At 34.5% G+C, this 12,960-nt stretch carries 13 protein-coding genes; 9 read left to right on the forward strand and 4 right to left on the reverse strand.

The annotated features are described in order from the left end of the window. Positions 1-102 precede the first annotated feature (102 nt). The 3 genes from purE to B0A57_RS08380 are packed head-to-tail and all read right to left on the reverse strand — an operon-like array spanning position 103 to position 2,361. Complete coding sequence (gene purE / locus B0A57_RS08370) at positions 103-585, reverse strand: 5-(carboxyamino)imidazole ribonucleotide mutase (RefSeq protein ID WP_011963493.1); 483 nt, start codon at positions 583-585, stop codon at positions 103-105. A 33-nt stretch (positions 586-618) separates the two neighbouring features. Then, positions 619-1,776 (reverse strand): 5-(carboxyamino)imidazole ribonucleotide synthase, encoded by a 1,158-nt coding sequence (locus B0A57_RS08375; protein ID WP_034099316.1) that lies wholly within the window; start codon positions 1,774-1,776, stop codon positions 619-621. 54 nt (positions 1,777-1,830) lie between these two features. Then, positions 1,831-2,361, reverse strand: coding sequence for a hypothetical protein (locus B0A57_RS08380; protein WP_034099314.1), 531 nt, complete (start codon positions 2,359-2,361; stop codon positions 1,831-1,833). A 73-nt stretch (positions 2,362-2,434) separates the two neighbouring features. Here B0A57_RS08380 and hpt point away from each other — a divergent pair, with 73 nt between their 5' ends. The 4 genes from hpt to obgE all read left to right on the forward strand — a co-directional run bounded on the left by hpt (position 2,435) and on the right by obgE (position 6,300). Further along, positions 2,435-2,968: a hypoxanthine phosphoribosyltransferase gene (gene hpt / locus B0A57_RS08385; protein WP_034099312.1), complete on the forward strand. Its 534-nt coding sequence runs from the start codon at positions 2,435-2,437 to the stop codon at positions 2,966-2,968. A gap of 104 nt (positions 2,969-3,072) precedes the next feature. Continuing rightward, positions 3,073-3,645 (forward strand): adenylate kinase, encoded by a 573-nt coding sequence (locus B0A57_RS08390; protein ID WP_034099310.1) that lies wholly within the window; start codon positions 3,073-3,075, stop codon positions 3,643-3,645. A gap of 122 nt (positions 3,646-3,767) precedes the next feature. Next, positions 3,768-4,997 carry a hemolysin family protein gene (locus B0A57_RS08395; protein WP_034099308.1) on the forward strand — a complete coding sequence of 410 codons (1,230 nt, stop codon included), beginning with the start codon at positions 3,768-3,770 and terminating at the stop codon, positions 4,995-4,997. Positions 4,998-5,292: 295 nt separating this feature from the next. Beyond that, positions 5,293-6,300 carry a GTPase ObgE gene (gene obgE / locus B0A57_RS08405; RefSeq protein ID WP_034099305.1) on the forward strand — a complete coding sequence of 336 codons (1,008 nt, stop codon included), beginning with the start codon at positions 5,293-5,295 and terminating at the stop codon, positions 6,298-6,300. Positions 6,301-6,398: 98 nt separating this feature from the next. Here the strand turns inward: obgE and lysM are convergent, their stop codons facing one another. Then, the gene (gene lysM / locus B0A57_RS08410) at positions 6,399-6,860 is read right to left on the reverse strand and encodes a peptidoglycan-binding protein LysM (protein ID WP_034099303.1); all 462 of its coding nucleotides are present in this window, start codon (positions 6,858-6,860) and stop codon (positions 6,399-6,401) included. Positions 6,861-7,049: 189 nt separating this feature from the next. On the opposite strand from lysM, the gene B0A57_RS08415 reads away from it, so the two are divergent. The 5 genes from B0A57_RS08415 (at position 7,050) to B0A57_RS08435 (ending at position 12,959) form a co-directional block, all read left to right on the forward strand. After that, entirely contained in the window at positions 7,050-9,200 is a 2,151-nt protein-coding gene (locus B0A57_RS08415; protein WP_038466062.1) for a S46 family peptidase, read from the forward strand. Between the two features lie 81 nt (positions 9,201-9,281). Further along, complete coding sequence (locus B0A57_RS08420) at positions 9,282-9,974, forward strand: tetratricopeptide repeat protein (RefSeq protein WP_011963484.1); 693 nt, start codon at positions 9,282-9,284, stop codon at positions 9,972-9,974. Between the two features lie 31 nt (positions 9,975-10,005). After that, positions 10,006-11,364, forward strand: coding sequence for a UDP-N-acetylmuramate--L-alanine ligase (locus tag B0A57_RS08425; protein ID WP_011963483.1), 1,359 nt, complete (start codon positions 10,006-10,008; stop codon positions 11,362-11,364). A 118-nt stretch (positions 11,365-11,482) separates the two neighbouring features. Further along, the gene (gene radC, locus B0A57_RS08430; RefSeq protein ID WP_011963482.1) at positions 11,483-12,178 is read left to right on the forward strand and encodes a RadC family protein; all 696 of its coding nucleotides are present in this window, start codon (positions 11,483-11,485) and stop codon (positions 12,176-12,178) included. 94 nt (positions 12,179-12,272) lie between these two features. Further along, positions 12,273-12,959 (forward strand): YjjG family noncanonical pyrimidine nucleotidase, encoded by a 687-nt coding sequence (locus B0A57_RS08435; RefSeq protein WP_034099297.1) that lies wholly within the window; start codon positions 12,273-12,275, stop codon positions 12,957-12,959. Position 12,960: the final 1 nt, after the last annotated feature.

A 12,960-nucleotide genomic window follows, 5' to 3' on the forward strand; every position in this document is an offset into this window, starting at 1 on the left:
AAGTTTCGGTTTTTAGCCCTGATAGCAGTGGAAATCCTTTTCTTTTTTCCTTTAAAAAAGAAAAGATTGCAACGAATAGCAGGAATAGCTTCTAAAAAAAAATTACTTTTTTAAATTTTCCGAAGATTTATTTACTGCTTCTTTTAGACTTTCTTTGTAGGAAATGATTTTGTCTAAAACTGATTTGTTAGCAGATCCTATGATTTGTGCAGCTAGAATTCCTGCGTTTTTTGCGCCATTTAAGGCTACGGTTGCTACGGGAACACCGCCTGGCATTTGAAGTATTGATAAAACGGAATCCCAACCATCGATAGAATTGCTGGATTTTACGGGTACGCCAATGATGGGTAATGGCGACATAGCGGCTACCATTCCTGGCAAATGCGCTGCGCCACCAGCTCCTGCGATAATGACAGATATGCCACGAGTATGTGCGTTTTTGCTAAAATCGAATAGTTTTTCTGGTGTTCTGTGTGCTGATACAATATCGACTTCGGTTTCTATATCGAACGATTTTAAGATGTCTATGGCTTCTTGCATTATGGGCATATCTGATATGCTTCCCATGATTATGGCTACTTTCATATTAATTGATAATTAACAATTGATAATTAATAATTACGCGATGACGCGAATACTGTTTTTTACTTCTTCTGCAATTTTTCTGGCTTCGGTCATGTTTTCATTTACAATGGTAACGTGTCCCATTTTTCTGAAAGGACGGGTTTCTCTTTTTCCGTAAATATGTGGTGTTACCCCGTTTATGGCTAATATTTTTTCGATATTTTCGTAAATTACATCGCCAGAAAACCCTTCGGCACCAACTAGGTTAACCATGATTCCTGCCACTTTACTATTGGTATTTCCTAAGGGTAAGTCGAGAATTGCTCGGATATGATTCTCGAATTGCGAGGTATAACTAGCTTCTATGGTGTGGTGTCCTGAGTTGTGCGGGCGAGGAGCTACCTCGTTTACTAGAATCTCATCGTTTTGGGTTTGAAACATTTCGACCGCTAATAAGCCCACGTGATTGAATTTTTCAGAAACATTTAACGCTATTTTTTTAGCTTTTTGGGCAACTTTATCCTCAATTCTTGCGGGACAAATTACATATTCTACCTGATTAGCTTCTGGGTGAAATTCCATTTCTACAACGGGATAGGTTTTTACTTCGCCTGAAGGATTTCGAACTACAATTACTGCTAATTCGTTTTTGAAGGCAACCATTTTTTCGGCAATGCACTCTACGTTTGGTAGGTTTTCTAAATCTTCGATTGCTCGAACTACTTTTACGCCATTTCCGTCGTAACCAAATTGGGTGCATTTCCAGACGAAAGGAATTTTGATTGAGGAATTTTGATTGAGGATTGCTGATTTTAAATTTTGTACGTCAGCATATTTTTCGAAAGGAGCCGTTGGAATATTATTTTGAGCATAAAACTCTTTCTGAATTCCTTTATTCTGAATTAGTTTTAAAGTCTTTGGTGACGGATAAATTTTTAACCCTTCGTTTTCTAATTTTTCTAAAGCTTCGAGATTAACGAGTTCTATTTCGAAAGTTAAAACATCGACAAGTTTTCCGAAGTTATAAACGGTATCAAAATCCATCAAACTTCCTTGAAAAAAATGGTTACATGCTATTTTGCATGGCGCTTCATCGCTTGGGTCAAGTATATAGGTTTGAATGTCGAATTTTCGGGTGTCAAATAACATCATTTTGCCAAGTTGACCACCACCGAGAATTCCTAATTTGAAATTTGACGAGAAATAATTCATTGTGTTGTTGTTTGTTCTAGCAAAGATACTTTATAATGATTGAATAGGGAAATGCTATTTTATTTTCTTTAAAATTTCTCTTGTAACGGCTTTGTATGCCGCCGAATGTTTTAGGTAGTCCTTGGCGAGGATTTGTTTTAATTCGGGATAAATCCAGTTGTTTTTTCGTCCAAATTCATATAAAGCCCTTATAGAATATGCTTTTGTGGCTACTTTTCCGTTGTCTAGAATAAGCCAATCGAAACAATTTGTCACGATTTTGCCTTCTTGTTCTTCGGTTAATATCATGTGTTTAGCAAGGAACATACATATTTTAGAAACAGGACGAATGGCACTTTCGTTTTTAAAATTTGAAATCGTACTGCAAAAAATATCTAAATGTGGCGTTAATAAATGCAGTTGTTTTTCTAATACTAATTCTAGAACCCAACAGGATTTGTAGTGGTTTTTGTTGTTTATGTTAAAAGCCAATTCTAATAAATCTAGAAACAACTCTGGATTATCTAAAATATAGCGCGCATTGTCTTCTCGACTTTTTCTGTGCGCAGTGCTGTTTTCTATTCTTGTAAGTAAATCAAAATTCATGCTTCAAAAATAAATAAAAACTTCTAACTCAATACTAATTTGTTATCTTTGCGAATTATTCTATAAGCGAAGTATGGAAATTAAATTACACGACAAATATTTTGTGCCTTTTATATCGGCACAAGAAATAAATTTTGCAATTGCAACGATGGCAACTCAGGTTGAAGCTGACTTTGCTCACGAGATTCCTATTTTTATAGGAATTCTTAACGGATCATTTATGGTTGTTTCAGATTTTATGAAACATTACAAATCGCCTTGCGAAGTAAGTTTTATAAAAATGGCTTCTTACGATGGTATGCAATCTACAAGCGAAGTAAAACAGCTTATAGGGATTAATCAGGATTTAACAGGAAGAACAGTTGTTCTTATTGAAGATATTGTAGATACAGGGAATACAGTCGAAGAATTGAAAAATTTATTCGAAAATCAAGGCGTAAAAAACCTTAAAATTGCCACACTATTTTTTAAGCCAGAAGCTTATAAAAAAGATATCAAACTAGATTATATAGGAATAAGAATACCAGACAAATTTATAGTTGGTTTTGGTTTAGATTACGATGGTTTAGGCAGAAATTTGCCAGAAGTTTATCAGCTTAGAGATTAAATAATTGCAGTATTAAAAGATTAGAAAATTAGAAATAAACATTTAAACTTAAAGACTTCAAAATCTTTAAATCTTTAAATCTTTAAATCTTTAAATTTAAAAAAATGATTAACATAGTTCTTTTCGGGAAACCGGGCGCAGGAAAAGGTACACAAGCAGAATTTTTGAAAGAAAAATACAATCTAACACACCTTTCTACAGGTGATATTTTTAGATTTAACATAAAAAACGAAACTGAATTAGGTAAATTAGCAAAAACCTTTATGGACAAAGGCGATTTAGTTCCAGATGCAGTAACCATCAAAATGTTAGAATCTGAAGTAGATAAAAACCAGCATTCGAAAGGGTTTTTGTTCGACGGATTTCCTAGAACTTTAGCACAAGCAGCGGCGTTAGATACTTTTTTGGCTTCAAAAGACCAAGAAATTACCGCAACAATTGCACTAGAAGCAGATGACGAAATATTAGTACAACGTTTGCTAGAAAGAGGAAAAACATCAGGAAGAGTAGACGATCAGGACGAAGAAAAAATAAGAAACCGTTACCAAGAATACAACGAAAAAACAGCTCCTTTAATGAGTTATTATAAAAACAACAAAAAGTTTCATGCTGTAAATGGGATCGGGACAATTCAAGAAATTACCAAACGACTTAGCGAAGTTATTAATAATTTGTAACTTAGCAAACAACAAAAGGATTTCGTTATCCCCAAGTAAGATGAATTAACGAATAACCAAATCAACAAAAAGTGGAAATACTCATCATTTTCTTTTTAATTCTTTTAAACGGAGTGTTCTCAATGTCAGAAATAGCATTGATATCAGCTCGTAAAAACCGGCTAGAATCGGCGGCAAAAAAAGGAAATACCAGTGCAAAAACAGCTTTAGATTTAGCCAATTCGCCAAACAAATTTCTATCGACAGTACAAATAGGGATAACCCTCATAGGCATACTTACTGGTATATATTCAGGAGACAAAATAACAACAGACGTCAGATTATTTCTAGAAAAATTTACCGTTTTGCAGCCCTATTCCCATAACCTATCAGTAGGAATTGTAGTAGTTATACTAACATTTTTCTCCTTAGTATTAGGCGAATTATTACCCAAAAGAATAGGACTCAATCATCCAGAAGCCATTGCAAAAGCAGTCGCAGTCCCTATGAAAGTCATTTCGGTAATAACCGCACCATTTATTTGGTTGCTAACCACCACCACCGATTTTATTTTAGACATTCTAAAAATAAAACCAACAGCCGATGGTAAAGTAACCGAAGAAGAAATAAAAGCCATCATCAAAGAAGGAACCGAAGGCGGCGAAGTACAAGAAATAGAACAAGACATCGTAGAACGTGTTTTTCATATTGGCGACAGAAAAGTAAACTCACTAATGACACACAGAAATTCGTTAGTTTACCTATCCATAGAAGACGACGACATAAAATCACTAAAATCAAAAATGCTCAACGAACTACATTCAGTCTATCCAGTTTGTGAAGACAACCTCGATGAGGTAGTAGGAATCGTATTTCTAAAAGACCTGTTTGCCAGTTTCGAAAAAGGAAATTTCGATTTAAGAGCCATCACAAAAGAACCAGTCTATTTTATCGAACACACATCAGCATACAAAGCCTTAGAAATATTCAAAAAATCTAAAGTACATTATGCCCTAGTAACAGACGAGCACGGAATGATACAAGGAATAATAACCCTAAACGACATTCTAGAAGCACTTGTAGGCGATGCAGCAGATTTTTACGAAGAAGAATTTCAACTCAACGCCCGCGAAGACGGCACATGGCTCGTAGACGGACACTATTCGCTACACGATTTCCTAACCTATTTCGACATGGACGACCTCATAAACGACTACGACGTAACAACCGTTAGTGGGTTAATAATGACCGAGTTATCCTACATTCCAAAAGTAGGAGAAAAACTCATCTGGAACAAAATGCAGCTCGAAGTAATAGATATGGACGGCAGAAAAATAGACAAAATTTTAGTCAGTTCAATCAAAGAAAAATAAAACAACACTAACCATCAAGAACGAATAGTTCCGGCATTTTCAGCAAACCATATTCCCGTTTTGCACTTCAATCTTTGCTTTTCTAAAGAAAAAAAGCAAAGGATTTCCGCTACAACCGGGGTTAAAAAGCCAATTATTCGCATACTTGAAAAAAAAATAATTTTAAAAAGGATTCTCACTACCACATGAAAATCTAAAATAAAAAAGACAGAAAATTTGAAAATAAAAGAACAACTGCCAATAGCAGTCACATATTTTTCAAAATTTAAATAATAATTAAGAAAGAGAAAGAGTAATGACAGAAGGAAACTTTGTAGACTACACAAAAATATATGTATCCTCCGGAAAAGGAGGAAAAGGATCTACGCACTTACACAGAGAAAAATTTATCGAAAAAGGAGGCCCAGACGGAGGAGACGGAGGTCGTGGCGGACACGTATATTTAGTAGGAGAAAAAAGTCTATGGACTTTATTTCACCTCAAATTTGCACGACACGTAAAAGCAGGACACGGTGGCGATGGCGGAAGCTCACGAAGCACAGGAAGCGACGGCGAAGACAAATATGTCGAAGTCCCATTAGGAACCGTAGTTCGTGACAAAGAAACAAACGAAATCCTTTTCGAAATAACAGAACATGGCGAAAAAAGAATCATCGCCGAAGGCGGAAAAGGCGGTCTAGGAAACTGGCATTTCCGTTCTTCAACAAACCAAACACCAAGATATTCGCAACCAGGATTACCAGCCCAAGAAGCTGATATTGTTTTAGAACTAAAAGTACTTGCCGATGTAGGATTAGTAGGCTTCCCTAATGCAGGAAAATCTACATTATTATCAGTACTAACCTCTGCAAAACCAAAAATTGCCGATTACCCATTTACAACCCTAAAACCAAACTTAGGAATTGTAGCCTACCGTGATTATCAATCATTTGTAATTGCCGATATTCCAGGAATTATAGAAGGAGCTGCTGAAGGAAAAGGACTAGGGCATTATTTCTTACGACACATCGAGCGAAACTCAACATTATTATTTCTAGTACCAGCCGATGCCGATGATATTAAGAAAGAATACGATATTCTATTAGATGAGTTACGCCGTTACAATCCGGAAATGCTAGATAAAGACAGACTAATTGTAGTTTCTAAATGCGATATGCTAGATGAAGAACTGCAAGTAGAAATGAAAAAACAATTAGACAAGGATTTTGCAGGAATTCCGTATCTGTTTATTTCATCTATTGCACAACAAGGATTGGTAGAGCTAAAAGATAAATTATGGGCAATGCTAAATGTAGAAGCCTAGAGAAATTGCAAAATATAATTCCAGTAATATATTTGTTATAAATCACAAAAAAAGGGCTTCAAATTTATTTGAAGCCCTTTTTAGTATTAAAGTAATTTTTATAAATTAGGAATTCTTAAAACCTGACCTGGATAAATTAAATCAGCATCGGTAAGCATGGGCTTATTAGCATCAAAAATTACATGATACTTCATCATGTCTCCATAATATTCTTTAGCAATTTTAGATAATGAGTCGCCAGACACAACGGTATAGTATCTAGCTTCTGGGGCAGGAACCATAACAGTCATCTGATTGTTAACCGTCTCAACGCCATCAATATTTCCTAAAGCCAGAACTATTTTTTCCGCATCTGCTTGTTGCTCAACTTCGCCACTTACAACCACAGATTCATCTGCCATTACCGAAATTTTTAAACTCTTAAAAGACAATCCTAATCCTTGAACATGTGCTAATAAAGCACTTGCTTTCAATTGCGATTTCTCCTCAGCTGGAGCAGTCTCTTCTTTTGCGCCAAATAATTTTTTGCCAGCACCTTTAATAAATGAAAATAATCCCATAATTTATATTTTTATCAATGTTATACTTCAAATTTAGCCAAATAATTTAGAGATATTCAAAATATTTGCTAATATTTTATTTTTTTTACATAAAGTTAAAATTGTCTTAATAAACCAGTTTTCAGTTTCAGTTTTGAGTGTACTTTTTTTAAAATAAATTATATTCGCATCACAAAAAAAAACAAAAATATGAAAAAGATTATTTTGTCCTTAATTGTTGCAATAATGCTAGTTCCTGCAAGTGTTAAAGCCGATGAAGGAATGTGGTTTTTAATGTTTATCGAACGTTTAAATCACAGGGATATGGAAAAAATGGGATTGCAACTAACTGCTGAAGAAATTTACAGTATTAATCACCATAGTTTAAAAGATGCGATTGTACAATTTAACGGTGGTTGTACTGCCGAACTAATTTCTAAAGACGGATTAGTACTTACCAATCACCATTGTGGTTATGACGGAATTGCAGAACTTTCTACCGCAGAACATAACTTATTGAAAGATGGTTTTTGGGCTGCAAATCGTGCAGACGAAAGAAAACCATCAAGTCTTTATGTTCGCTTCTTTGTTCGTATGGACGATTGCTCTAAACGAATTTTAGCAAAAGTAAACCCTTCAATGACTGAATTAGAGCGTGAAGCGGCTGTAAATAAGGAAATTGCATTAATCGAAAAAGAAAACAACGAAGGCGGAAAATATACCGTTTCTGTTCGTCCTTTCTTTCAAGGAAATGAATACTACTATTTTGTATATCAAGATTACAAAGATGTTCGTTTGGTTGGCGTTCCGCCAGAAAGTTTAGGAAAATTTGGAGGAGATACAGACAACTGGGAATGGCCACGCCATACTGCCGATTTTTCTATGTTTAGAGTTTATGCAGACGCTAACGGAAATCCGGCAGAATATTCTACGAATAATGTTCCGTTACAACCAAAACACTACTTGCCAGTAAATTTATCTGGGGTAAAAGAAGGAGATTTTGCTATGATTCTAGGTTATCCAGGTCGCACAAACCGTTGGATGCCAGCTGGAGGAATCGAGCAAAATGTAAAATTTGCTTATCCTGCTTGGGTTGAAGGTGCAAAAACAGGAATGGATAACATGAAGAAATACATGGATCAAAGCGATGCTTCTAGATTAGTTTATGCTTCAAAATATGCTTCAACAGCAAATTATTGGAAAAATCGTCAAGGTATGATTGATGCGCTAAGCAAATTTGGAACCGCTAAATCTAAAGCAATACAAGAAACCAAATTTGACAAATGGGCAAACCTGCCAGCAAATAAAGCTAAGTACGGAAATGTGGTTTCAAACATCAATAAGTTTTATGCTTTAACAAACCAGAAATCACGCCACGATAATTATTTGCAACAATTATTCAGAACGACTGCTTTTGGAACCATAGGCAAAACTTTAGGAAAACAACTCGATATTTATGTAAAAGCAGATGTTAACAAACGTGCTCAAATGGCTCCCGTAATTATAGAAACTTCTGAAGAGATGTTTAAAGACTTGTTAATTCCTGCAGAAAAAGATCTTTTAGCAGCACAATTAAAATTATATGCTACAAAAGCTACAGGTTATGCTATTGCGCCAATGGTAGATAAATTAGCTAAAGAGAATAATAATGACTTTACTACATATATAAATGCTGCTTTCGACACGAGTCTTTTAACATCTAAAGAAAAAATTAAAGCTTTCTTAGATTTACCAAGTCAAGAGTTATTAGATAAGGATCCTTTATATGCTTTGACGAACGATATGGTAGCACATTTTACATCAAAATCTGAGGATATTACAAAAGCACAAAATGATTATGGTGCCTCTTTCCGTTTGTTAGTTGAAGGATTAAGAGAGTCTAAAATAGGAACAATAAAGTATCCAGATGCAAACTCAACTTTGCGTTTGTCTTACGGAAAAGTTCGTGCTTTGCCAGCCGACAAACGTAATGACGCAAAAGCAAACAACTACACAACCCTTAACGGGCAAGTAAAAAAATACAAAAAAGGTGATGAAGAATTCGATTTGCCAATTCGCGTGTTAGAAATGAACAAAAACAAAGATTTTGGTCGTTTTGCAGACAAAGACGGTTCGCTTCACGTAAATTTTTTAACAGACAATGACATCACAGGAGGAAATTCAGGTTCGCCAGTGCTAAACGGAAAAGGAGAACTAATTGGTTTAGCTTTCGATGGAAATATCGAAGCTATGGCCGGAGATGTTATTTTCGACAAGAAACTACAAAGAACTATCAATGTTGATATTCGTTATGTGCTTTGGGTAATCGAGAATTTCTCGGGAGCAAAACACATTGTTGATGAAATGACTTTAGTTAAATAATGACTTTCAAAACAAATAAAATCAAACCGTTCTATTCTTGGAACGGTTTTTTTATTGATGGCATTTCCTTACTTTTGAAAAATGAAACAAATAATAATTATTTTTCTGTTGTTGCCAATTCTTATTTGGTCGCAAACACCATTCGAAAAAGCCAAAAACCTTTTCGAACAAGGAAAATACGCATTAGCAAAACCATTGTTTGAAAATGATTTGAAAGAGAATCCAATGAATGCAAAAACCATCGAATATTTAGGCGACATTTCGGGATATGAACAAAAATGGGACAATGCAATTTATTATTATAAAAAACTAAAAACGGCATTTCCAAAAAACGCTAATTATTGGTACAAATTTGGTGGGGCATTAGGGCTTAAAGCAAAAAGTGTTAATAAATTTAAAGCCTTTGGAATGATTGATGGCATAGAAAACGCTTTTCTAACCGCTGCAAAATTAGATTCAAAACACATAGAAACCCGTTGGGCATTAGTTATTTTTTATATAGAATTGCCAGCAATCATTGGTGGAAGCGAAACCAAAGCCCAGAAATATGCTAATGAATTACTGTCTATCTCAAAAGTAGATGGTTATCTCTCAAAAGGATATATAGATGAGTGTTTCAAACGCTATCAGGATGCCGAAAAAAATGAAATAAAAGCACACCAAATAGGACATTCAAAAATTACGTTCAACACATTATATGAATTATATTTGAATAAATTGAACGACAAACAAAAAGCTCAAAAACTAAAAGAAGAATTCGATAAAAAAGTTTAGATCTAAAGGTCTAAACTCCTAAACTTAAAAAATGAGAACACATTTTATCGCCATCGGCGGAAGCGCCATGCACAATTTAGCATTGGCATTGCACAATAAAGGATATCAAGTTACAGGAAGCGACGATGCGATTTTCGAACCATCGAAATCGCGTTTAGAAAAAAAAGGAATCATGCCAAAAGAATTGGGTTGGTTTCCTGAAAAAATCACCTCAAATCTCGACTCAGTAATTTTAGGAATGCACGCCAAAGCAGACAATCCAGAATTACTAAAAGCACAAGAATTAGGATTAAAAATATATTCGTATCCAGAATTTTTATACGAACAATCTAAAAATAAAACACGAGTTGTTATAGGAGGTTCTCACGGAAAAACAACCATAACGTCTATGATTTTGCACGTCATGCATTATCATAATATTGCGGTCGATTATATGGTTGGCGCACAACTAGAAGGTTTCGATACCATGGTACATCTTACCGAAGAAAATGATTTTATGGTACTTGAAGGTGACGAATATTTGTCTTCGCCTACAGATTTGCGACCTAAATTTCATTTGTACCAACCCAATATTGCCCTAATTTCAGGAATTGCTTGGGATCATATTAATGTGTTTCCAACCTATGAAAACTATGTAGCACAGTTCGAAATTTTTATTCAAAAAATAACCAATGGCGGAATTTTAGTTTATAACGAAGACGATTTAGAAGTAAAACGAGTTGCCGAAGCATCAACAAATCCTATTAGAAGAATTCCGTATCACACACCAAATTATTCGGTAAATGACGGAATTACGCTGTTAGAAACACCAGAAGGCGATATGCCAATTGAAGTTTTTGGCGCACATAATCTAAATAATTTGGCCGGAGCCAAATGGATTTGCCAAAACATGGGGGTCGATGAAGCCGATTTTTACGAAGCCATAGCCAGTTTCAAAGGCGCTTCAAAAAGATTAGAAAAAATTGCCGAAAGCAAAACTAAAGTAGCCTATAAAGATTTTGCACATTCACCAAGTAAAGTCGCTGCTACCACAAAAGCTGTAAAAGAACAATATCCTAACAGAAACGTGGTGGCTTGTTTAGAATTACATACTTATAGCAGTTTGAATGCCGAATTTCTTAAAGAATACGAAGGTGCGTTGCAATATGCCGATGTTGCTGTTGTTTTCTATTCGCCAGATGCCGTAAAAATAAAACAACTAGAAGAAGTCACTTATGAGCAAATTGCAAAAGCATTTAATAGAGAAGATTTAATTATTTATACCAATCCAAAAGATTTTAAAGACTATTTATTTAACCTTAATTTAGAAAATTCTGCCTTATTATTAATGAGTTCAGGAAATTATGGAGGATTAAATTTTGATGAGGTTAAGGAGTTAATTATCAATTAAAAAGGCACTAATATTGAAGTGGTATTATGTAAATTAGTCTAGCTTAAATAACCTTATATGTCTTGCATGGTTTAAAAGAGACATTGCTTTAAATACAATTTGCATTTTTTAAAATTATATGGAAGAAAACAATTCCTTTTCGATAAAATATTGGTCCGAAGACGACAAACCACGAGAAAAGCTCATGCTAAAAGGCAAACAAGTTTTAAGCGATGCCGAGTTGGTTGCTATTCTCATAGGGTCAGGAAGTAGGGCGGAAAGTGCCGTGCAATTATCGCAACGCATTTTGGCAAGTGTCGATAATAATTTGAATGCGTTAGGAAAACTATCAATCAAACAACTAACAAATTTTAAAGGAATTGGAGAAGCAAAAGCCATTTCAATCGTTGCCGCTACCGAATTAGGTCGCCGACGCCGAACGGAAGAAACTGTAGAACTTGCCAAAATTACTTCGAGCAAAGCGGTTTTCGAAATTATGCAACCCATAATTGGAGAGTTGGTTCATGAAGAATTTTGGGTTTTGTTCTTAAATAATGCTAATAAAGTGATTTACAAATCTCAAATTAGTAAAGGCGGAATAACCGGAACAGTGGTCGATGTTCGTGTGGTTTTTAAAATGGCATTAGAGCAAAATGCAACTTCAATAATCTTGACACACAATCATCCGTCAGGAAAACTAGAAGCTAGCGATGCCGATAAAAACATTACAAAACAATTAAAATTAGCGGGACAACAACTGTCAATTCCTATTTTAGACCATATTATTATTACCGAAAAAGGTTATTTAAGTTTTCAAGATGAAAATATATTTTAATTCATGAAATATTTATGACACTTAATTCACGAATATACAAACGTAAAATTTCTTATAACGATAGCATATTCCAATAAAAAAATATTATATACAAATGAAGCATAGCATCAAACACATTTTTTTCGATTTAGATCATACACTTTGGGATTTCGATAAAAATTCTGAATTGGCTTTCGGACTAATTTTAAGCAATTATTTTCCAGATATTAAGATTGAAGATTTTGTTGCGATTTATGCACCAATCAATCAAGCCTGTTGGAAATTGTATCAAAAAGACAAAATTACGCATCAAGAATTACGATACAAAAGGCTAAAAGATACTTTTGATGTTTTGAATCAGAAAATTTCAGACAAGCAAATTGATTTAATTTCAGATGAATACATCGAATTTCTGCCAGATTTTAATCATTTGTTTGACAACGCTATCGAAGTTTTAAATTTCCTAAGCGAGAATTATCAGTTGCATATAATTACCAATGGTTTTGCCCAAGTGCAAGATAAAAAACTAAACAATTCTAATATTAGTCACTACTTTCAAACCATTACAAATTCAGAATTGGCAGGAGCTAAAAAACCAAATCCAATTATTTTCGAGCATGCTTTGAAGGTAGCCAATGCTCAAAAACACGAAAGTATCATGATAGGCGATTGTCTAGATGCTGATGTAAAGGGCGCATTAGATTTCGGGATAGAAGCTATTTTTTTTAATCCAAATAAAATTCAAGTTCCACAAAGTATCAACCAAATTGCTAACTTAGCAGAACTAATAAAACTTTTTTAAA

It is taken from the genome of Flavobacterium psychrophilum DSM 3660 = ATCC 49418, from assembly GCF_002217405.1.
Lineage (GTDB): Bacteria > Bacteroidota > Bacteroidia > Flavobacteriales > Flavobacteriaceae > Flavobacterium > Flavobacterium psychrophilum.